The organism is Actinophytocola sp. NPDC049390 (assembly GCF_044466355.1).
GTDB lineage: Bacteria > Actinomycetota > Actinomycetes > Mycobacteriales > Pseudonocardiaceae > Actinophytocola.
In genome coordinates, this window is sequence record NZ_JBITMQ010000001.1 from 1,329,606 (window position 1) to 1,348,821 (window position 19,216).

At 74.9% G+C, this 19,216-nt stretch carries 9 protein-coding genes; 7 read left to right on the forward strand and 2 right to left on the reverse strand.

What is annotated here, in order from left to right; genetic code table 11:
- The first annotated feature begins 9 nt into the window (after nucleotides 1–9).
- Nucleotides 10–702, forward strand: a complete 693-nt coding sequence (locus ACIBVP_RS05970; RefSeq protein WP_396104824.1) for a hypothetical protein — start codon at nucleotides 10–12, stop codon at nucleotides 700–702.
- Between the two features lie 23 nt (nucleotides 703–725).
- Here the strand turns inward: ACIBVP_RS05970 and ACIBVP_RS05975 are convergent, their stop codons facing one another.
- Together ACIBVP_RS05975 and ACIBVP_RS05980 are read right to left on the reverse strand one after the other, a co-directional pair.
- Nucleotides 726–2,915, reverse strand: a complete 2,190-nt coding sequence (locus ACIBVP_RS05975; protein ID WP_396104825.1) for an amino acid adenylation domain-containing protein — start codon at nucleotides 2,913–2,915, stop codon at nucleotides 726–728.
- Nucleotides 2,912–3,676 carry a thioesterase II family protein gene (locus ACIBVP_RS05980; RefSeq protein ID WP_396104826.1) on the reverse strand — a complete coding sequence of 255 codons (765 nt, stop codon included), beginning with the start codon at nucleotides 3,674–3,676 and terminating at the stop codon, nucleotides 2,912–2,914. Before ACIBVP_RS05980 ends, ACIBVP_RS05975 begins: the two co-directional genes overlap by 4 nt.
- Before the next feature lie 156 nt (nucleotides 3,677–3,832).
- On the opposite strand from ACIBVP_RS05980, the gene ACIBVP_RS05985 reads away from it, so the two are divergent.
- From ACIBVP_RS05985 to ACIBVP_RS06010, 6 genes are read left to right on the forward strand one after another with little or no spacing between them, the layout of a single operon-like run.
- Nucleotides 3,833–4,921: a hypothetical protein gene (locus ACIBVP_RS05985; protein ID WP_396104827.1), complete on the forward strand. Its 1,089-nt coding sequence runs from the start codon at nucleotides 3,833–3,835 to the stop codon at nucleotides 4,919–4,921.
- Complete coding sequence (locus ACIBVP_RS05990) at nucleotides 4,918–6,318, forward strand: DUF6002 family protein (protein ID WP_396104828.1); 1,401 nt, start codon at nucleotides 4,918–4,920, stop codon at nucleotides 6,316–6,318. The genes ACIBVP_RS05985 and ACIBVP_RS05990 overlap by 4 nt, the downstream gene beginning before the upstream one ends.
- A gap of 16 nt (nucleotides 6,319–6,334) precedes the next feature.
- Nucleotides 6,335–8,032: a beta-ketoacyl synthase N-terminal-like domain-containing protein gene (locus tag ACIBVP_RS05995; RefSeq protein ID WP_396104829.1), complete on the forward strand. Its 1,698-nt coding sequence runs from the start codon at nucleotides 6,335–6,337 to the stop codon at nucleotides 8,030–8,032.
- Nucleotides 8,029–10,335, forward strand: a complete 2,307-nt coding sequence (locus tag ACIBVP_RS06000; protein WP_396104830.1) for a lantibiotic dehydratase — start codon at nucleotides 8,029–8,031, stop codon at nucleotides 10,333–10,335. Before ACIBVP_RS05995 ends, ACIBVP_RS06000 begins: the two co-directional genes overlap by 4 nt.
- On the forward strand, nucleotides 10,332–13,763 hold the full coding sequence (locus tag ACIBVP_RS06005; protein ID WP_396104831.1) for an amino acid adenylation domain-containing protein: 3,432 nt from the start codon (nucleotides 10,332–10,334) through the stop codon (nucleotides 13,761–13,763). Before ACIBVP_RS06000 ends, ACIBVP_RS06005 begins: the two co-directional genes overlap by 4 nt.
- Entirely contained in the window at nucleotides 13,760–19,216 is a 5,457-nt protein-coding gene (locus tag ACIBVP_RS06010; protein WP_396104832.1) for an SDR family NAD(P)-dependent oxidoreductase, read from the forward strand. Before ACIBVP_RS06005 ends, ACIBVP_RS06010 begins: the two co-directional genes overlap by 4 nt.

Consider the following 19,216-nt stretch of genomic DNA (forward strand, 5'->3'; position numbering starts at 1 on the left):
GATGACGGCATGATCCACTCCTTCCACCTCGCGAACCTGGCCGCGACGTCGACGGTCCGTGCGCTCGTCCGCCCACCGACCGCGCGGACGACGACAGGGCTGCGCCACGCCGAGTGCCTGGCGATGATGCGGCTCGGGTCGCCACCCGTCTCCCGCGAGCGCCTGCAGCTCGGCCGGATCGCGATGTTCGCCGAATGGGAGGACGAAACCGCGCTGGAGCGCTTCCTCGCGGACGACCGGCTGGGCCGGCAGCTGGACCGCGGCTGGCACGTGCGCCTGCGGTTCCTGCGGCGCTACGGGCAACTCGCCGCGCTGCCCGACCTGCCACCGCGGGCGGGTCGAGCCGATCGGGACGAACCGGTCGTCGCCGTGACGATCGCGCGCCTCGAACTGCCCCAGCTCTTCCGGTTCCTCCGCTGGGGCCGGCCCGTGGAGCGCCTGGTCGCCAACCACCCCGGCACGACCTTCGCGACGGCCGCGATCCGGCCGCCGCGGACGTTCTCCACCTTCTCCGTCTGGCGAACGGTAGGGGAGATGACCGACATGGTGCACGGCCGCGGCGACGTGCCGGAAGCACACACCCATGCGGTGGCCATGGCCGAACAACACCGGAAGGACTTCCACCACGAGTCCACGTTCATGCGCTTCCGCCCGCTGTCCGAACACGGCACCTGGCAGGGCCGTCGCCTACTTCCCGGCTGACTCCGCCATGGCGCCCGCCGGGGTCACCGGGTCGGGTCGCGGCGGGCACGGCGGCGTGCCATGCGGTCGATGATCCGGTCGGGGACGCCGCCGGTGTCGGTCCCGGCGCCAGCGGGGCGACCGCCCAGGTGTGCGGCGAGGCCGGCGATCGTCGGGTGCTCGTAGATCGTGGTGAGTGGGAACTCGCGGTCCAGGGCGGCCAGCAGCCTGCCGTGCACGGTCGCCGCGTGCAGTGAGTGCCCGCCCACGTCGAAGAAGCGCTCGTTCCTGCCGAAGTCGGTGCGGCCGAGGACGTCCGCCCACACGCCGGCGATCACGTCGGCGATCACGTCGGTCCCCGCCGTGCCGGTCGCCGTGACCGCGGTGTCACGGGCCTGCCGGGGGCGGCGGGCCAGCAGTGCGGTGGCGTCGACCTTGCCGGTGGGGGTGAGCGGCAGGTCGGCGACGACGTCGACCGTCTCCGGGACCAGGTGGTCGGGCAGTTTCTCGCCGAGCCGGGCCCGGACGTCTGTCCGATCCGGTTCGGTGGCGCCGTCCGCGACCACGAACGCGCGCAGCACCTGTTCTTCGCCGCGCCGGTCCGGCACCACGGCACACCGGGCCACGCCGGGCAGCGCGCCGAGCGCCACCTCGACCTCGCCCGGCTCCACCCGGTAGCCGCGCACCTTCACCTGCCGGTCGCGCCTGCCGAGGTAGACCAGGGTGCCGTCCGGCCGCCTGCGCGCGAGGTCGCCGGTGCGGTACCGGCGGACGCCCGCGTGGTCAAGGTCGAACCGGGCGGCGGCCTCCTCGGTGGGTGCCCAGTAGTCGGCGAGGAACTCGCTGCTGATCGCCACTTCACCCGCGACGGCGGACGGTGTGCCGTCGTCGGCGAGCAGCCCGACCCGGATTCCGTGCAGTGGCCTGCCGATCGGCACGACCACCGATCCGCTCGTGGCGTCCGCCACCGGCATCGGATGCTGTGCGGCGAAGCTGATCTCGGTGGCGCCGTAGCCGTTGACCAGCACCGCGTGCGCGGGCAGGCGTGCGCGGCAGCGGTCGAGGTCGGCGACCGTCACCGCCTCGCCGCCGAGCAGCACGGCCCGCAGGTCCGGGAGTGGCTCGGCGAGGCCGTCGAACAGGTAGCGGAACACCGTCGGCGTGGAGTGGTAGATGCTCACGCGGTCGCGCCGCAGGGCCGTCTCGAGGCCGGCGAGCCCGACCTCGCGCACGTCCACCGGCACACAGCACGCCCCGCTGAGCAGCGCGGAGAACGTGTCGGTGACGGCCATGTCGAACGCGAACGAGGACACCACGCTGATCCGGTCGGCCGGGGTGATGCCGAAGTTGGTGCGGTGTGACCGGATCTGGTGCAGCACGTTGCGGTGCCGCTGCACGACACCCTTGGGCAGCCCGGTGGAGCCGCTCGTGTGCAGCACGTACGCGGGCGCGTCCGGCGCGGGCAGCGGGCGGTCCGGCCGGTCGGTCGCCGCCGGTGCGTCCGCCGTGTCCAGCACCACCGCGCCCGGCGCAAGGGACGCCGCGAGCGCGCGGTGGCGTGCCGAGGTGAGCACCGTCGACAACCCGGCCTGCGTGCACATCGCGGCCAGCCGGGGTGCGGGGTAGCGCGGGTCGAGCGGGACGTACACGCCGCCGACGGTGAGCGTCGCGAGGATCGCCGCGACCATGCCCGCGCCGTGGCCGAGCAACAGCCCGACCCTCTGTCCACCGAGAAGTCCACTGTGGACGCCCGCGAGCAGGTGCGCCAGGCCCGCGACCCGGGCACCGAGTTCGGTGTAGGTCAGCGGGACGCCGCGGTCGAGCACCGCGATCTTCTCCGGGTGCGCGGCGGCCGTCGCCCAGAACACCTCGGGTATCGAGTGGTCCACGCCGCCCGCGGGTTCGGCCGGTGGCGCACCGAGACGCTCGGTCGCCGGTTCGGGCAGGAGCGCCTCGGGCGGGGTGTGCGGCGCGGCCCGCAGCCGGGCGAGCACGGTGTCGAGGTCCTCGTCGAGGCAGCGCGCCACCTCGGCGGGCACGGTCGTGCCGGGGAACTCCAGGCGGACGCGGCCGTCCACCACGACCAGGCGGGCGACGGGCGGGATCCCGCTCAGCGGGGCCGGATCCGCCGGGTGCGTGGCGGTGTCCCCGGTCTCCACTCGAACATCGGCGACACCGCTGTAGCAGCGCAGCACCGCGGTCGCGGCGGCCACCGCCAGCGGGTCGGTGGTCACGACGCCCCCTGGGAGAACAGGTCGGCCTCGATGGTGCTCGTGATCGTCCCGGCGTGGTCGTGGAGGAAGAAGTGCCCGCCTGGCAACGTGTGCAGCGTGAAGCGCGCGCTGGTGTGCGCCGCCCAGCCGTTCATCCGGGACGCCTCCGCGATCGAGTCGGCCGTGCCCGCGAACGCCACCACCGGCACCGGCAGCGGTTCGTCCGGTACGAACTCGTAGTCGTCCACCCAGGTCAGGTCGGACCGCAGGACAGGGAGCAGCATGTCGACCAGTTCCGGCATGGCGAGCACCGCGTCGGGCACGCCGCCCGCCGCGGCGAGCCGCGCGACGAGTTCGTCGTCCGGCAGGACGGACAACCCGTCGAGCGCGCTCCGCGACCGCTGGTCCGGCGGCAGGCTCCCGCTCGGGTACAGCCGGACCGGCAGCGGCCCGCCGGTCCGGCGCAGCTCGCGGATCACCTCGAACCCGAGGCGGGCGCCCATGGAGTGCCCGAACAACGCGTAGGGACGGGTGGCCGTGGCGTTGATGACCGAGGCGACGGCCACCGGGTCCACCTCGGGCCGCTCCCGGATCCTGTTCTCCCGGCCGGGCAGCCGCACGGCGGTCACCTCGACCCGGGGACCGAACGCCGCTGCCCACCCCCGGTAGACGCTCGCGCCCGCGCCGGCGTAGGGCAGGCAGAACAGCTCGACGTCCGCGTCCGGGCGGGGTACGGGTCTGCTCAGCCACCGGTCGGTGGCGTCCCGTGTGGTCGGTGTCAATCGGGCCTCTCTTCACCGTTCAGCGCCACGATAACCCGAGAGTCACAGACAAGAGGCGATGTTGGCGAAACCTTCCCAATCCGCTCTTTCCGTGGGTTAGCATCCAGCCCGCCGAGTCGAGAGACGCCGTAGGGATGCCTTGGGAGGGACCGGGTTTTGTTACCCAGCGAGAGACGCATCGTTGTCATCGGTACCGGTGCGCTCGCCAGGTCCACCTGCTACTCACTGGCCACCGCGTGCTCCGTCCCGGCACGCGTGGACGTGGTCGGTCGCGACCCTGGCCGCATCGACGAGGTCTGCTACGTCGCGGGCGCCCGCGCCGCGGTGACCGGCCGGCCCGTGCGGTTCGTCCCCGGCACGGGTGATCTCGAGGCGGCGCTCACCGCGCCGGACCTCGACGGTGTGCTGGTCTGCGCGTCCACCCAGTCGCCGTGGGAGCGGCGGACCGAGCCGTCCGCGTGGACCGCGTTGCTCGGCCGCGCGGGCTTCGGCCTGACGCTGCCGTTCCAGGCCGAGCTGGCGCTGCCCGCAGGCCGGCTGCTGGCCGCCCGTACACCACGACCGTGGCTGCTCAACGCCTGCTTCCCGGACGCGGTCAACCCGCTGCTCGCCGCGCTCGGTGTGCCGGTGCTCGCCGGCATCGGCAACGTCGGTCTGCTCGCCGCCAGCGCACAGGCCGCGCTCGGCCTGCCGGACCAGTCGCGGCTGCGCCTGGTGGCCCACCACGTTCACCTGCACGCGCCCGCGCCCGGTGCCGCCGAGGCACTCGCCTGGGTCGACGATGAGCCGGTCGCCGACCCGGGCAGCCTGCTCGCCGCCCAGCGCGCCACCGACCGCGCCGAGCTCAACCACGTCACCGGGCACACCGCCGCCCTGCTCATCACCGCACTGCTCGCGGGCACCCCGCTGGACACCCACCTGCCGGGCCCGCACGGACTGCCGGGCGGTTATCCCGTCCGGCTCCACGGCACGAGCCTCACCCTGCGGCTGCCCCCGGGCCTCGACGAACCGAGTGTCGTGGCGTTCAACGAGCGTGCGGCCCTGGCCGACGGCGTCACGGTCGACCGTGATCCGGGCGGTTGGGTGCGGTTCGCTCCGGCCACCTCCGCCGAGCTCGCCGAGCTCGCACCCGACCTCGCCGCCGGTTTCCCGGTGGCCGACCTCGACTCGGCGACCGCCGAGCTCGGCGCGCTGCGCGACCGGCTGCGCGCCGAACCCGCCGGACGACTCCAGGGGGCAGTGTGACCAGCAACGCCGTGACCGACCAGCCGACCGGAACCCGGGCGGTGACGACCACCCCGTCGGCGAACCTGCTGACCGACTTCTACGAGCTGTTGCCGGAGGCGGTCGCCCGCTGTGTGCCGAACCCGGACCCGGTGCTCGACGACCCGGCCGCGTTCTCCCCGGGTTTCGCCCTGCCGGAGCTGGACCCGGCCGTGCGGGAGTTCCTGTCCGTCGCCACCGCGGGCTGGCAGCCGCTCGGCGAGTACGCGGGACACCGGCTGTCCCTGCTGGACCTCACCGGCAACCCCGGCACCGGCACCACCAAGACCTTCGCGTCACTGCTGATCGTCGCCCGCGCGGTGGAGTACATCCGCCGTACCGGCGAGCCCGTCGTGATCGTGTCGCCGACCTCGGCGAACAAGGGCGTCGCGCTGCGCGACGCCGTGCTGCGGGCCATCGAGGCCGGGCTCGTCACCCCGGAGCAGCTCCGCGTCGTCGTGCTGGCGCCTGCGTCCTGCCGGCAGAAGCTGCGGACCAGCCGCCTGTCCACCGACGCCGACCTGCGCGCGCTCAACCCGATGCTGCTCTACCGCGGCACCCCGGCCGACGGGGTCAAGGCGCTGGGCCGCGCGTACGTCGACGAGCACGCCGCGGCGGCGCGCGAGCGCGGCGTCAACCTGTGGTTCACCCTGGAACTGCGCAACTACCTCGTCGCGGACACCGCACGGGCCTTCTTCGAGCAGCGGGTGGACCCGACCGACGCGCCCGGCGCCCGCCCCCGGCTGCACGCGCACGCGGTGTCCAGCGCGTTCGGACTGCTCGGCTACCACGAGGGCCGCGCGCTGCTCGAGGAACGCGGCACCGCGAGCCGCGCCACCCGGCCGGCCAGCCTGCTGGTGCAGCACCTCGGCACCCCGGACATGGTGATCAACCTGCGGCACGGCGACTTCGACCGCGCACACCGGCCCCGGTACACGCCGGACGCGGCGACCGGGCTGTTCACCCAGCCGACCGACCCGAGGTTCCCCGAGGTCACCTACGACCCGGACGAGGTGCTCGACCCGACCTTCTACACCAGGGGCCCGGTCACCTCGCCCGCCATGAACGAGCTCATCGGCACGTTCGGCGGCGACGGGATCGTCGTCTCGCTCGCGGAGTGCGTGCAGCGGTACCCGCGGCTGCGTGCGCTGCTCGGTCACCACCTGCCCACCGACCTGCGCACGCTGCGCGAGTGGTCGCTGACGATGGCGGCGACCGGCGTGCTGAACGCGGTCGACCGGGGCCTGGTCGAGGAGGGGCGCGACATCGTCGTGCACGCGTCCGGCAGCTACACGACCGCCGACTACGAACCGCTGGACGCGCACGCCATCACCGAGGTCGCCTCGGTCGGGGACGTCGCCGCCGCCGTGCGCGGCTGAACCGGGCAGGGGCCACATGCGGGACTACACCGGGGACGAGATCGCGGTCGTCGGCATGGCGGGCCGCTTCCCTGGCGCGCAGGACGTGCCCGAGCTGTGGCGCGCGCTGCTCGACGGGACCGACGCGATGCACGACCACACCGACGAGGAACTGCGCGAGCTCGGGCTGCACGAGGAGCTGATCGCCGACCCGGCGCTCGTGCGCGGGCACGGCAGGCTCGCGGGCGTCGGCGACTTCGACGCCGACTTCTTCGGCGTGCCCGGCGACGAGGCGGCCGCCATGGACCCGCAGCAGCGGCTCTTCCTGGAGCAGTCGTGGGTGGCGCTGCAGGACGCCGGCGTCGACCCGGTCCGGGACCGCCGCACGGTCGGCGTGTTCGCGGGCGCGTCCGCCAACCGGTACTTCCTTCACCGCCTCGCCGCCGGTGAGCCGCCCGCCGACTGGGAGGCACGTCTCGCCACCGGCTGGTCGCCGGACTACCTGCCCGCCCAGGTGGCCTACCGGCTCGGCCTTACCGGGCCCGCGATCGCCGTGCAGACGGCCTGCTCCAGCTCGCTGGTGGCGGTGTGCACGGCGGCCCAGAGCCTGCTGGACTTCCGGTGCGACCTCGCGCTGGCTGGCGGGGTCAGCGTCACCGAGCCGCGGTTCCGGCACACCGACGGTGGCCTCGTGTCGCCGGACGGGCGTTGCCGCGCGTTCGACGCCGCCGGGCAGGGCAGCGGCTTCGGCAGCGGGGTCGGGGTGGTCGTCCTCGCCCGGCTCGCCGACGCGCTGGAGCACGGCGACCAGGTGTACGCGGTGCTGTGCGGATGGGCGGTGAACAACGACGGCGGCGCCCGCGCCGGTTTCGCCGCCCCCGGCCGGGCCGGGCAGACCGGGGTGGTGACCGAGGCACTGGCCGGGGCGGGGATCGACCCCGCCACGATCGGGATGGTCGAGGCACACGGCAGCGGCACCCGGGTCGGCGACGCACTCGAGGTCGCGGCGTTGACCAGGGCGTTCCGTGCGGCCGGGGACACCCGCGCCGAGGCCTGCGGGCTCGGCTCGGTGAAGACCAACCTCGGCAACCTCGACGCGGCCGCCGGGATCACCGGGCTGGTCAAGGCCGTGCTCGCGGTGCGCGACGGCGTGCTGCCCGCGTCGCTGCACCACCAGGAGCCCGCCGCGGAGGCGAACCTGCCGGCCAGCCCGTTCTTCGTGCCGGTCAAGACCGTCGGCTGGCCCGCGGGCACGGGACCGAGGCGTGCCGGGGTCAGCTCGTTCGGCCTCGGCGGCACCAACGCACACGTGATCGTCGAGCAGGCCCCGCCGGAGGCGCCGCGGCCACCCGCCGCCGGGCCGTTCCCGCTCGCCGTGTCCGCGAGGACACCCGAGGCGCTGCGCGAATTGGCGGCCCGCATCGCCGACCGGCTCGACGAACCGGACCCGCCCCGGCTCGACGACGTGGCCCGCACGCTCGCCACCGGCCGTGCCGCCGGACCGCACCGGGCCGTGGTGGCGTGCGGGGACCACGCGACGGCCGTGGCCGGGCTGCGGCGGCTCGCCGCCGGGGAGCCGGTGCCCGCCGACGGTGTGCCCGCGTTCGCCGCCGAGTGGGCCGCGGGCGCCGACGTGGACCTCTCACCCCTCGCCGACCCGGCAGGCACCCGCGTGGTGTCACTGCCGCACCACCCGCTGCACCCGGTCCGGCACTGGCTCGAGGTGCGATCGTGACCAGTCCCCACCTCGTGCCCCTCGGCGACACCGGCTGGTCGGTGTGGCGTGACGTGGTGCTGCGCAGCACCGGTTTTCCCGCCGACGGGCTCGCGCGGTTCTCCGCGCCGGACGCCGCCGCTGCCGCCGACGCCGTGCTCGTGGGCGACGGTGACACGGAGTTGTTCGACAAACAGCTGGCCAGTGCGGTCATGGCGGGTTCCGCCGTCTGCCGCGAGATCGCGGGCGATCCCCGCTTCCGTGAGGCGGTGAGCTGGCAGAGCGCCTCGGTCCGGATGGCGCTCGACGGGTTGCTGCGCGGCACCGGGCCGCGGCGCAAGCAGCGCGAACGGGAGCAGGTCGTGGCCCGCTACTGGCAGCGGTACTGCGCCAAGAACGAGACCGTCGGGTTCTTCGGCCCCGCCGCGTGGGCCACCGTCGACCCGGCCGCGCCCGCGCTCACCCTCACGCCCGGCCCCGGTGTGATCGCCGCGCGGACCGTCGAGCTGGAGCACTGGGCACTGGCCGAGTACGCCAGGACCCTGACCGCCGATCCCGGTACGCGTGGCTGGCTGCCGGTCGCGCTCGCACCGCACCTCACCGTCGACGTCGACGGCCGGTGCGTGCTGCGCCCCGCGCAGCCGCCGGTCGCGGTGTCCCCGGCCGAGTTGCTGGCGCTGACCGCCGGTCGCCGCCCGGCCCGCGAGGTCGTCGCGGCGGTCGTCGACAGCGGGCACGTGCGCGGCGAGGACGACGGGTGGCTGCTGGTCGAGCGGCTGGTGGCGCGGGGCCTGCTGGTCTGGGCCGCCGAACCGCCGCAGACCCCGCACGCCGAGGTGGCGCTGCGGGCACTGCTCGAGACGACCGGCGACGAACAGGTGCGCGCGACCGCGCTCGCCGGCCTGGACCGGCTCGCCGCCGCCCGCGACGCGGTGGCCGACGCGGCGGGTGACGCCGACCGGGTCGCGGCCGCGCTCGCCGCCGTCGGCGCCGAGTTCACCGCGCTGACCGGTACCGACGCGCAGCGCCGTGCGGGGCAGACCTACGCCGGTCGTGGCGTCTGCTACACAGAGGCGCGCCGGGACGTGACGGTCGGGCTCGGCGGCAGGCTGCTCGCCGAGCTCGCCGAGCCACTGGCCCTGCTGCTGGGGGCCGCCCGGTGGCTGACCGCGGAGCTGGCCGGGGCGTACGGCGCCGCGCTCGGTGACCTGTACGACGAACTCGCCGACGAAACGACCGGCACCGACACCGGCGTGTCCCTCGCCGACCTGTGGTTCCTCGCCCAGGGCGCGTTGTTCGGGGCGGACGAACGGCCGGTCGACGCGGTCGCCGCCGAGTTCGTGCGGCGCTGGGCCGCGCTGTTCGGGCTCGACGGCGAGCAGCCGGAGCCGCTCGTGTTCACCGCCGCCGAGCTGGCCTCCGCCGCGGCGGCGGCGTTCCCCGCCGAGCGGCCCGGCTGGTCGGCTGGCCGTCTGCACAGTCCGGACCTACAGCTGTGCGCCACCGACGCCGCCGCGGTCGAGCGCGGTGACTACCTCGTGGTGCTCGGCGAGCTGCACGCCGCATGGCCGACGTTCGACTGCGCGGTGTTCACCCGCTGGCACCCCGACCCGGAGCGACTGCGTGCCGCGCTCGCCGCCGACCTCGGGCAGCACCGCGTCCGCCCGCTGTACCCGACCACCTGGCCGCGCTACTCCGGCCGGGTCGCGCACACCCTCGACGGTGCCACCGACCACCAGCTCGCCTTCACCGGTGCGCCGGGCGCCGACCCCGCACGGCTGCTGCCGACGACCGCGGTGACCGTGCACCGCGAACCGGGCGGGGGGCTGGTCGCCCACGGTCCGGACGGCCGGACGTGGCCGCTGATCGAGGTGTTCTCCGCGCTGCTGGCCATGCACGCCGTGGACGGCTTCAAGCTCGTCGGCGGCGCACCGCACACCCCGAGGATCACCATCGACCGGCTCGTGGTCGCGCGGGAGACCTGGCGGACCACGCTCGGCGAGACGGGCCTCGGCACGGTCACCGGCGAGCGGGAGCGCTACCTCGCGGTGCGGCGCTGGCGGCGGACACTCGGTCTGCCCGAGCGGGTGTTCGTCAAGCTCGCGGCCGAGACCAAGCCCGTGTACGTCGACCTGACGAGCCCGGTGTTCGCCTGCTCGCTGTGCGCGATGGTCCGCGCCGCGCTGCGGGACGGGCGGCCCGACGCGGTGACCGTCACCGAGGTGCTGCCCGACACGGGCGACCACTGGCTGACCGACGCCGACGGCCACCGTTACTCCAGCGAGCTGCGGCTGCAGCTCCTCGACCCGGTGGAGGCGCTGTGACGCTCGCGCGGCCCGGCCTCGGCGACCTCGTCCTCGCCCAGGCACAGCGCACCCCGGACGCCGTCGCGGTGACCCAGCGGGACCGCGCGCTCACCTATCGGGAGCTCGTCGGGCGGGCCGCCGCACTGGCCGCCGACCTCCGGGCCGTGGGTGCCCGCCGGGGCCGCACGGTCGGTGTGCTGCTGGACCGGCGGCCGGAGCTGGTCGTCGGTTTGCTCGGCGTGCTGCTCTCCGGCGCCGCGTACGTGCCGCTCGACCCGAGCAATCCTCGGCGGCGCCTCGCCGACATCGTCGCCGACGCGGACGTGGTGGCCGTGGTGACCGACGAACCGGAACCTCCGTTCCCCGGGGTGCCCGCCTGTCCCGTCCCGGAGCGGTCCGAGGAGCCCGTCGCGGGTGCCGCCGGACCCGGCGACCTCGCGCACGTGATCTACACGTCCGGCTCCACCGGCAGGCCGAAGGGCGTGCTGACCACCCACCGCAACGTCGTCGAGTTCGCCCGCCACGCCGCCGAGGTGACCGGCGTCCACGCCGGTACCCGCGCGCTGTGTTTCTCCTCGCCCGCCTTCGACGCGTTCACCCTCGACGTGTACACCCCGCTGCTGGCGGGCGGCACGGTCGCGCTCGCGGGCACCGCCGACCGGGCCGACCCCGCGCTGCTGGAGCGGTTCATCGCCGAGCACCGCGTCGACTGGGGTGTGCTCACCCCGGCCGTGCTGCGGGTGCTGGATCCCCGCCGGGTGCCCGGCTGGCGCACCGTCCTGGTCGGCGGCGACCTGGTCGAGCCGGAGCTGGCCGCCCGGTGGACCGGGCCGCACCGAACGGTGTGGCACGTCTACGGCCCGACCGAGACCACGGTCATCGTGCTCGTCGACGAGGTCGGCCCGACCCCGGCCGGACCGCTGCCGCTCGGCAGGCCCCTGCCGGGACACCAGGCGTACGTGGTGGACGAGCACCTCGTCCCGGTGTCGCCCGGCGAGACGGGCGAGTTGCTGATCGGCGGCACCGGGGTCGCGCTCGGGTACCTGAACCGGCCGGGCCTGACCGCCGAGAAGTTCGTGCCCGATCCGTTCGGGAAGCCGGGCGCCCGGCTCTACCGGACCGGTGACATGGCCCGCGAACTCCCGGACGGTCGGATCGCCTACCTGGGGCGGCGTGACGGGCAGGTGAAGATCCGCGGACAACGGATCGAGCTGGCCGAAGTCGAGGCGGTGCTGCGGGAACACCCGGACGTGGCCGAGGTCGTGGTGGAGGCGCTGCCGGCGGCGGCAGGGCCCGAGCTGGTCGCGTTCGTCGGCGGGCCCGCTCACCTGACCGGTGACGGCCTGCGGGAGTGGTGCGCGCGGCGGCTGACCTCGGCGATGGTGCCGACCAGGGTCTTCCGTGTGGACGCACTGCCGGTCAACGCGGCCACCGGCAAGGTCGACCGGGTCCGGCTGCGTGCGGACGCCACGCCCACCGCGCCAGTCCCGGACGGCGGGGCCGAAGGTGGCGTTGACCTGGCGGCCATCTGGCAGCGGGTGCTCGGCGGGACGCGTCCCGGCCCCGGCGCCGACTTCTTCGCCTCGGGCGGGCATTCGATCGCCGCCATGCGGATGGTCGCCGCGGTCCGCGACGAGCTGCGGCGTGACCTGCGTGCGGTGGACGTGTTCGAGGGCCGCACCCTCGCCGGGATCGCCGCGCGGGTCGAGTGTGCCGCCCCGCTGCCGAGCCTCGACCTGCCCACGGGGAACCCGCCGACGCTCGCGCCGTCCCAGCGGCGCATGTGGTTCCTCGACCGTCTCGCGCCGGACAGCGCCGCCTACAACATCGCGTTCGCCGAGCGGTTGCGCGGCCCGCTCGACGTCGCCGCGCTGCGGGCCGCGCTCGGCGCGGTCGCGGACCGGCACGAGGTCCTGCGCTGGCGCGTCCGCGACGAGCGCGGTACCCCCGTGGCCCACGTGGGACCGCCCGGCGAGGTGGCGCTGCCGGTCGTCGACGTGTCCGAGGCGGAGCTGCCCGCCCGGCTGGGCGCGGACGCCGCCACCCCGGTCGACCTCGCGACCGGCCCGGTGTGGCGGACGGTGCTCTACCGGCTTGGCCCCGACGACCACGTGCTCGGGTTCGTGGTGCACCACGCGGTCGCCGACGGCTGGTCGCAGGCCGTGCTGTACCGCGACCTCGCCGCCGCGTACGCGGGGGAACCTCAGCCCGCGCTCCCGGCCGGCTATGCCGACTACGCGGCCTGGCGCAACACCCGGGACGCCGACGCGGGCGAGGCCGACCGGGCCTGGTGGCGCGAGCACCTCGCGGACGCACCCACCACCGTCGACCTGCCGAGGGACCGTCCCCGCCCGCCCGTGCAGACCTACGCCGGGCGCACCGCGAACGCGCCGTTCCCCCCGGAGCTGGACACCGCGGTCCGCGCGGCCGCCGCCGACCTCGGTGCCACACCGTCGCTGGTGCTGCTCGCCGCGTTCGGCGAGACGCTGCGCAGGCTCACCGGCAGGCCCGACAACATCGTCGGCGTCGTCGTCGCCGACCGCGCGGAGCCGGCGTTCGCCGACCTGGTCGGGTTCTTCGTCGACATCGTGCCGGTGCGGCTGCGCACGGACGAGCACGCCGGGTTCGCCGACCTGGTGCTGGCGTGCCGCACCGAGTTCCTCGACGTGACCGCACACCCAGCGGCGCCGCTGGAACAGATCGTGCGGGACGTCGGCGTGCCGAGGGACCCGTCCCGGTCGCCGCTGGTGCAGGTGCTGTTCAACGTCTTCAACTTCGCCGAGCCGCGGCTCGTGCTGTCCGGCGTGCGCACCGAAACGGTGCCGGTGCCCATCCCGGGCTCCCCGTTCGACGTGACGGTGTACCTGGTGGAGCGCGCCGGCCGGTTCTGTCTCGACGTGGTCTACAACCCGGACCTGTTCGACGCGGCCCGGATCGACGCACTGCTCGCCGACTACCAGCGGCTGGTCGGGGCGCTCGCCGCCGAGCCAGGAGTACCGGCCGGGTCCGTCGCCGATGGCTGTCCCGCCGCCCGGTGGTGTGTGCCGCCGGAACCCGGCCCCGCACCCGCGCCCGCTCCGGCGCACCGCGGTGCGCGGCTGTCCACACCGACCGAGCACGCGGTCGCCGCGATCTGGTGCGAGGTGATCGGCATCGCGTCGGTGGGCGCGCTGGACAACTTCTTCGACGTCGGCGGGCACTCGCTGATGATGGTGACGGTCCAGGCCCTGCTGGCGGAACGGCTGCACCGGCAGGTCAGCGTCGTCGACCTCTTCCAGTTCCCGAACGTCCGCGGGCTGGCCGCACACCTGGATGGTACGGCCCCGGACGAGGACATCCAGCTCACCGAGGCGGCGCGGCGTGCGTCCGCCCGCCGCGACAGCGCCCGCAGGCGCGCCATGGCCCGCACGGCGGTCCGCGCCACCGAACAGGAGATCGACTCATGAACCACAGGGGAATCGACACCGACGGGGTGGAGCCGATCGCGATCGTCGGTATGGCCGCGCGGGTGCCCGGCGCGAACGACGTCGACCAGTTCTGGCACAACCTCGTCGACGGCGTCGAGTCGATCACCTTCTACACCCGGGAGGAGCAGCTCGCGCTCGGCGTCACCGAGGACGAGCTGGACGACCCGAGCTGGGTGTCGGCGGCGCCCGTCGTGGACCGGATGGAGTACGTCGACGCCGGCCTGTTCGGCATGACCGCCCGCGAGGCGGACCTGACCAACCCGCAGCACCGGCTGTTCCTCGAGGTGACCCACACCGCGCTGGAACACGCGGGTTACGACCCGCACAACCACGCCGGCTCGGTCGGCGTGTACGCGGGCACCGGCGCCGACCACTACCAGTGGACCAACCTGGCCCGCAACGCCGCGCTGTGGGACGCGGCCGCGGGAAACCTGGGCATCTCCAGCAGCAACTCCCCGGACTACGTCGCGACGCTGGTCTCCTACAAGCTGAACCTGCGTGGCCCCAGCCTCACCGTGCACACGGCCTGTTCCACCTCGCTCGTCGCGGTGCACCTCGCGGTCGAGTCGCTGCGCAACGGCGAGTGCGACATGGCGATCGGCGGCGGGGTGTGCGTCGAGCTGCCCCACGGGCGCGGCTATCAGGGCCTGGAGGGCTACACCTCGCCGGACGGGCACTGCAGGCCGTTCGACGCGCGCGCCAACGGCACGCTGTGGGGCAGCGGCGCGGGGGTGGTGGTCCTCAAGCGGCTCTCCGACGCGCTCGCCGACGGCGACACCGTGCACGGCATGATCCTCGGCAACGCGATCAACAACGACGGCGCGGACAAGGTGGCCTTCTCCGCGCCCAGTGTCGCGGGCCAGGTCGGCTGCGTCGCGCAGGCGATCGGGGTGGCGGGCATCGACCCGCGCACGGTCGGCTACGTCGAGGCGCACGGCACCGGCACGGCATTGGGCGACCCCATCGAGGTCGCCGCCCTGTCCGCCGCCTACGGCCAGGGCAGTAGCGGGAACCCCGAGGACCGGCAGTGGTGCGGGCTCGGCTCGGTGAAGTCGAACATCGGGCACCTGAGCCAGGCCGCGGGAGTCGTCGGGCTGATCAAGGCGGTGCTGGCGCTCGAGCACCGGCTCATCCCGCCCACGATCAACTTCGACACCGTCAACCCGGCCATCGACCTGGAGAACAGTCCGTTCCACATCACCACCGCGCTGTCCAAGTGGCAGACCGACGGCACCCCGCGCCGCGCCGGGGTCAGCTCGTTCGGCATCGGCGGCACGAACGCGCACCTGGTACTGCAGGAGGCGCCCGACGTGCCGGTCCGCAGGCCGGGCACCCACCCCGCGCACCTGCTCGCGGTGTCCGCGCACGACGCGACCGCGCTGGCCGCCGCGTGCGAGCGGCTCGCCGGGCACCTCGAACGCAACCCCGACGCCGACCTCACGGACGTCGCGTACACGCTGCGGGCCGGCCGCACCGCACACCCGCACCGCGCGATCGTCGTGGTCCGCGACCCGGAGGAGGCGGTCGACGCGCTGCGCGACCGGCGGCTGCGGTCCGGCCTGATCGCCGACGTGCCGCCGGACGTGGCGCTGCTGTTCACCGGCCAGGGCGCCCAGTACGCGGGCATGGGCGCCGAGCTGTACCGGTCGGAGCCGGTCTTCCGCGACGCGATCGACGAGTGCGCGGAGCTGCTGGCGCCCGAACTCGACGGCACCGACGTGCGCGACCTGGTGTTCCCGCCGGAGGCGGACAGGGAAAGCGCGGACGAGCTGCTGCGCCAGACCCGGTTCGCGCAGCCCGCGCTGTTCGCGCTGGAGTACGCGCTCGCCGCGTTGTGGCGCGACCGCGGCCTGTCGCCCGAGGCGATGATCGGCCACTCGGTCGGCGAGTACGTCGCGGCCACCATCGCCGGGGTGTTCACGTTGCCGGACGCGCTGCGGCTGGTCGCGACCCGCGGCAGGCTGATGCAGGCGATGCCGCCGGGCGAGATGCTGGCCGTCCAGCTCGGCGAGGACGCGGTCGCGCCGCTGCTCGACGGCACCGGCGTCGCCGTCGCCACCGTCAACGCGCCCGGGACCTGTGTGGTCGCCGGACCGGCCGAGGGGATCGCCGAGGTGGCCGACGCGCTGTCCGCGCGCGGCGTGTCCGGGAAGCGGCTGCGCACCTCACACGCCTTCCACTCGCCGATGATGGACCCGGTGCTGGACGAGTTCGCCGCCGCGGTCGCCGCCGTGGACAGGCAGGTCCCGAGCGTGCGGTTCCTGTCGAACGTGACCGGCGACTGGATCACCGACGAGCAGGCGACCGACCCCGCGTACTGGGCGAGCCACCTGCGTAGCCCGGTCCGGTTCGGCGCCTGCGTCGCGACGCTGCTCGCGAGCGGCACATGGGCTCTGGTCGAGTGCGGCCCCGGCCGTCAGCTGGCCGGGCTCGCCCGCAAGCAGCTGCCGAAGGACGCGCTCGCGGTGCACTCGTTGCCCGGCCAGAACGAGCGGGCGGGCGCGGTCGCCACCCTCTACACCGCTGCCGGGCAGCTGTGGGTCGGTGGCGTGCAGACGGACCTGTTCGGCCCACCGGGGCGGCGCGTCCCACTGCCCACCTACCCGTACCAGCGCGTTCGCCACTGGGTCGAGCCCGACCCGCCCTCCTCGGCCCCGGCGGCGCCGCTGTCCGCCGCGACGACGGCGCCGCGGCGTGGGCCGCTGCCGCTGGACGAGTGGTTCGCCGTGCCGTCCTGGCAGCAGCTCGCCCCGCTGTCCGGCCCTGCCATGGCGACCGGCGAGTGGCTGGTGATCGCGGACGGCAGACGTGGTGCCGAGCTGGCCGCCGCGCTGCGGGCCGCCGGTGCCGCGGTCACCGAGGTGCCGCCGGACCGGCTCGCCGACCGAGCGGCGTGCGAGACGCTGATCGCCGGTGGTGTGCCGGAGCGGATCGTGCACGCCGCCGCGCTCGACGCGGACCCGGCGGGCACCGACCTCGGCCGCGCGTGGCAGGCGCAGGACTCGGGGTTCTTCTCGCTGCTCGCACTCGTGCAGGCACTGGCAGGCCGGGACGTGCCCGGCCCGGTGCGGCTCGACGTGCTGTCCTCGGGTACCGAGGACGTGGTCGGCGGCGAGCTGACCCGCCCCGAACAGGCCACCCTCGACGGCATCGCCAGGGTGGCGCCGCTCGAACTGCCCTGGCTGACCGTCCGCCGCATCGACGCGCCTGCCGACCACGCGGACGCGGCACGCGTCGCCGTCGAACTGTGCGCGGACCCCGACAGCGCGGAACGCGAGGACACCGGGGGCACCATCGCACTGCGCGGCGGACGCCGCTGGACCCGCGGCTACCGAGAGGTCCGGCTGACCGGCGACCGCTCCGGCGTACTCCGCGACGGCGGCCGGTACCTCGTCACCGGTGGTCTCGGCGGTGTCGGCATCTCCGTCGCCGAGGACCTCGCGAACCGGCACCGCGCGCGGCTCGTGCTGCTGTCCCGCACCGGGCTCCCGGACCGCGCCGACTGGGACCGCCACCTCGCCGTCCACGGCACCGCGGGCCGGACCGGCCGGGCGATCGCGGCCATCCGGCGGATGGAGGCCGCGGGCGCGACGGTGCTCGTCGCGGCCGCCGACGTGACCGACCCCGCCGCGCTGCGGGCCGTGCGTGCGCGCGTGGTCGCCGAGCTGGGTGGGCTGGACGGCATCGTGCACGCGGCCGGCCTGCCGGGCGGTGGCATGGCGGAGGTGAAGGAGCGGGCGGTCGCGGTCGACGTGCTCGCCCCCAAGCTGGCGGGCACGCTCGCGCTGCGGCAGGCGTTCGGCGACCTGCCGATGGACTTCGTCGTGCTGTGCTCGTCGGTGACCGGCGTCGTCGGTGGTTTCGGCCAGGTCGACTACTGCGCGGCCAACGCGTTCCTCGACGCGTACGCCCGCGGCGACCACGGCTGGCCCTGCCGGGTGCTGTCGGTGGACTGGGGCGGGTGGCTCGAGGTCGGCATGGCCGTGGAGACCGGCGCGCCGTCCGCCGAACCGGACCTGGTCGCACTTGGCGACCTCGACCACCCGGTGCTGGCGCACCGCGGCGCGCACGCGTGCTGGGGCACGATCGACCCGTCGGCGCTGTGGCTTCTCGACGAGCACCGGATCGCCGGAGTGGGCGTGGTGCCCGGAACCGGCCACCTGGACTGCGCCCGAGCCGCGCTCACCGCCTGGCTGCCCGCGCCGGACGAGCACGCTGTGCTGGAGCTGTCGGACGTGGCGTTCCTCGAGCCGCTGTCCGTGCCGGACGGCACGGTCGCCGAGTACCGCGTCGAGTTGGCGGCCGACGACGCCGGTGCGCGGTTCGTCGTCACCAGCAGACGGGCGGGCGTGCGGCGCGAACACGTGCGCGGCGTGGGCCGCTGGGTGCGGTCGGCGGCGCCGCCGGACGTCGACCTGGCCGCGCTGCGCACACGCTGCGGCCCGGTCGCCGACGACGGCTCCGGTGACGGCGCCGACAACCCGTTCCGGACCGGTGGGCGCACCAGCATGCTCGCGTTCGGCCCGCGCTGGGCCGCGCTCGGTGAGACCCGCGCGGGCGGCGGTGAGGAGCTTGCCGAGGTGCGCGCACCCGAGGCGGCGCTCACCGACCTGGACCGGTGGGTGCTGCACCCCGCGTTGCTCGACGTCGCCACCTCGTTCGGCGGCCGGGGCGAGGGCTCGTACCTGCCGCTGAGCTACGGCCGGGTGACCATCCGCGGCCCGCTGCCCGAACGGCTGGTCAGCCACCTCCGCTACACCGGTGACAGCGCGGACTCCGGCGTCCTCACCGCCGACCTGACGCTGCTCGACGAGTCCGGCGCCGAACTGGTGTCGATCGCCGACTTCGTGCTGCGCCGGGTCGACACCGCCGCGGTGTCCTCCGGTGTCACCGGGTCCGGACAGGCGCCGGCAGGTCAGGCCGCCCCCGCCGACGAGCGCGGGATCCGGCCCGTGGACGGCGCCGAGGCGCTGCGCCGCGTCCTGGCCACCGACCTCGGCCCGCAGGTCGTCGTCAACACCGAGACCGTCGCCGAGCTGGTGGCCCGCATCCGGAACACCACCACCGAGTCGATCGCCGCCGAGGACGCGGCGGCGGCCGAACCGGCCGACGACGACACCGACACCCCAGCCGACGCGCCTGTCCAGGCCACCGAGCTGGAGGCCACGATCGCCGGGGTGTGGGCCCGGATGCTCGGCGTGGAGCGGGTCGGGGTCGACGACGACTTCTTCGACCTCGGCGGCAACTCGCTCGTGGCCGTGCAGCTGATCGCCCAGCTGCGCAAGGCGGTGGGCGTCCGCCTGCCGATGCGCGTCCTGTTCGAGCAGCCGACGGTCTCGGGACTGGCCGTCCGCGTCGAACAGCTGCGCGCCAAGGACCGTGCCGAGGACGGCGGCGCGATCCCGAAACTCGCCCGGCGCCCGAAGTCCTGA

Excerpts from the sequence above, each read along its gene's own strand:
- ACIBVP_RS05970 (WP_396104824.1), top strand. The coding sequence starts at position 10 with ATGATCCACTCCTTCCACCTCGCGAACCTGGCCGCGACGTCGACGGTC.
- ACIBVP_RS05995 (WP_396104829.1), top strand. The coding sequence starts at position 6,335 with ATGCGGGACTACACCGGGGACGAGATCGCGGTCGTCGGCATGGCGGGC.
- ACIBVP_RS06010 (WP_396104832.1), top strand. The coding sequence starts at position 13,760 with ATGAACCACAGGGGAATCGACACCGACGGGGTGGAGCCGATCGCGATC.